Here is a 2,744-nt window from a genome sequence, read left to right as displayed (position 1 = left end):
ATCCAGACCATGGGCTATCTGTTGGCCTACAGCCTCTTCCTGGAAGGCGATCGCCCTGTGCGAGCCCGCATCAAGGCCTTGACGCCCTTCGTGCTGCTGGTACTGATCTGGAAAGCCACGCATGGCCATCTGGGCTACGGCAGCTTTGGCTCCCCCGGTTATGTAGACCCTACATCCAACCCTGCCCGATTCACCGGCCTGCTGGTATTGCGCCTGCCCGTGCTGATGGCAGCCCAGTGGTTGGGTATTTCTTCCATGATGTTCGAGCAACTCGATCGCATAACCCAATATATCTACGCAGGATCGGCCGTCAGTTTGCTGATTTTGTTGGTTTACGCCATATATCGCCTTGGCGGTTTCAGCAGTGCACTGGGTCGATTCTATGCGGCTGGCGCCATTATTTCTCTTATACCTGCGTGTGCTGGCTACCCATTTGACCGCCTCACCGTCAATTCAGATATTGGTGCGAGCGGCATGCTGGCCATCGTCATATTGCAGACATGGCAGCATCGCGCCCAATTAAAAGGCGGCATGATTGGCTTCGCAAAATGGTTTGTATATCTGATTGGATTTGTTCATCTTGTCGTTTTCCCCATCGGCAAAGTGGCCTCGTCGGCCATGATGAAAGCCCTGAATCAGGCCGGTGAGGATCTGGCGCCGCTGGCTTTGCCAGATGCGGCCACGGCGCACCCAGAAGATTTCGTGCTCATCAATCCCCCGGCTGGCGAGGCTGTTTATTACTATCCGCTGACCCGCCAGTACAAAGGACGCATCAACCCCGCAACCATGCGCACCTTGGGGCCGAACAACCAGGCCATGACCCTGACACGCGTGGATGAACAATCACTGCGCCTGACCGTGCTAACGGGCTACCGAGGCTCCATTGCAAGAGATGTCCGACTGCAACCCTTCAAGGTTGGCGACACGATGCACATGGGCGGCATCACCGTGACTGTAGAGGCCATCACCGAAGACAAGGTGCCCAGCGTTGCGCTCTTCCGCTTCCCTGATTCGGTTCAAAGCAGCCATTGGCGCTTCTTCACTTGGGCCCAGGATGGCGTACACACCCTGGCCATGCCAGCCATCGGGCAATCGGTGAAGATCGCGCAGTACGACATCAGCAAGGCTGTGATGGACTACATCAACAAGAAGAAGTAGCAACGAAAAAGGCCACCAGATCGGTGGCCTTTTTTATTCGCCTTGTTGCCGCCGTCAATAGACAAAGGGGATCAGGCGCTTGCGGCTCTTCTTGAACTGCGCATAGGTATCACCCAGCGCACGCTCCAGGGCCTGCTCTTCCACTTCGATGCGGTAGACATAGATGCCAAACGAACCGACCATCAACACGCACAGTGCCATCCAGTTATGCAAGGCCAGGCCAACGCCGGCCAAGGTCATCAGCGCCCCCAGATAAGACGGGTGACGCACAAAACGATAAGGCCCTTGATCTACCACTTTGTGGTCACTGGCAATGGTCACCGTCGGGGTGAAGAAATTGCCCAGAACGCGCCAGCAGTACATGCGCAACAGCATGCCCGCAGCGATCGTGGCCACACCGGCATACAGCATGGGGGCTTGCACATCGGCAGGCACGGCCCACTGGGTCTGGGTTGCCAGCATGAAGGCGAGCACCTGCAGCACACTGGCCCCTACCGCGATCACCAAGCCTGAATATCGATCATCGCCACTGTGAGCAGCCATGCGGGCAGACTTGCGCTTGTGCTCGATGCTCTCCATGGTGTAGACCCATGCCAGCACACCCCAGAAGGCCAGCGCGTAAGGAAATTTGAAAACGAGAAGTGTGGAGAAATCCATGGCAACTACAGCATGTTTGATGTCCCGCATATTCTTTCAGATGGGACTTGTCAATCCGAGAGGACTTTCCCACCCCGCAAAACGGGGGCAAGCAAGAACAGGTTCAGCGTGGCGTGATGCTCAATTCAAAATCCTGGCCAGACAGGAACTCACCATCTGGAGGCACATCCAGCACGCGAGACAAGGCACCGCTCAGCCGCAGCTTGCGAGCCTGCTCGGGCGCAATTCTCAAGGTGGCCCGCCCTGGCATGACCTGGTGCAGCAGGTAGTAGCCGTCAGGTGAACTGCGTGTCGTGGCCAGCACGTCGCCGTCATCGTTGACCAGCTCCAGCCTTGCATCGCCAATGCCGCGCCGGTGGCCTGCCGCATCCACCAGGAAGACGGTCCCCTCTACTTCTGCCGTGTAGACGACAGGAAAATCGATGGCCTGAACCAGGCCAGGCCTGGGCAGCACGCGCATGCCCTTGAACGCAGGCTTCCACTGCGGATCCTCCAGCGTGGAGGGGTCCAGCGCGATGTCGGTGTACTGACCGGGGCTCAGCCGGTGGATGAAGGCCTTGCCATCGCCATCGGTACGGACTGGATATCGCCCCCCTGATCCGATCAGGAAACCTGCGTTGGGCACCGGCTCCTCGCCTGCATCGCGCACGCCGTTCATATTGCGATCGACAAAGGCCTGCACAGATGCCGCGCCTGTTCCCGCCAAGGGCTGCGCATCGGCAAACCATGTGCCGGACCGGGGATCCCGCCCCAAAGCCACGAAAAGCTGAAGCCCCAGCACCAACTCATGCCGGGTCGAATAGGCACCGCTCACGGCCACGGCAAAGCCGCCAAAGCGCTTGCTCACACCCGAGGAGAACTGCGTGCTGCTGGCCACGGTGCTGTGCAGCACGCCACCGTTGAGCCGGTAGCCGGCGCTCAGGTTGAGA

General features: G+C 58.7%; 3 protein-coding genes. 1 reads left to right on the top strand and 2 read right to left on the bottom strand.

What is annotated here, in order from left to right:
- The coding region (locus tag EPO09_RS00480; protein WP_290639110.1) for a hypothetical protein at positions 1 to 1,158 on the top strand (1,158 nt) is incomplete at its 5' end.
- Positions 1,159 to 1,212: 54 nt separating this feature from the next.
- Here EPO09_RS00480 and EPO09_RS00475 read toward each other — a convergent pair.
- A complete protein-coding gene (locus EPO09_RS00475) occupies positions 1,213 to 1,815 on the bottom strand; it encodes an isoprenylcysteine carboxylmethyltransferase family protein (RefSeq protein ID WP_290639108.1) in 603 nt (200 codons plus the stop codon).
- A gap of 103 nt (positions 1,816 to 1,918) precedes the next feature.
- On the bottom strand, positions 1,919 to 2,744 hold an 826-nt coding region (locus tag EPO09_RS00470), incomplete at its 5' end, for a collagen binding domain-containing protein (RefSeq protein WP_290639106.1).

The sequence above is a fragment of the Aquabacterium sp. genome, from assembly GCF_004297345.1.
GTDB lineage: Bacteria > Pseudomonadota > Gammaproteobacteria > Burkholderiales > Burkholderiaceae_C > Aquabacterium.
The sequence above is the reverse complement of the archived record's forward strand: the minus strand, read 5'-3'. Positions and strand labels throughout refer to the sequence as shown.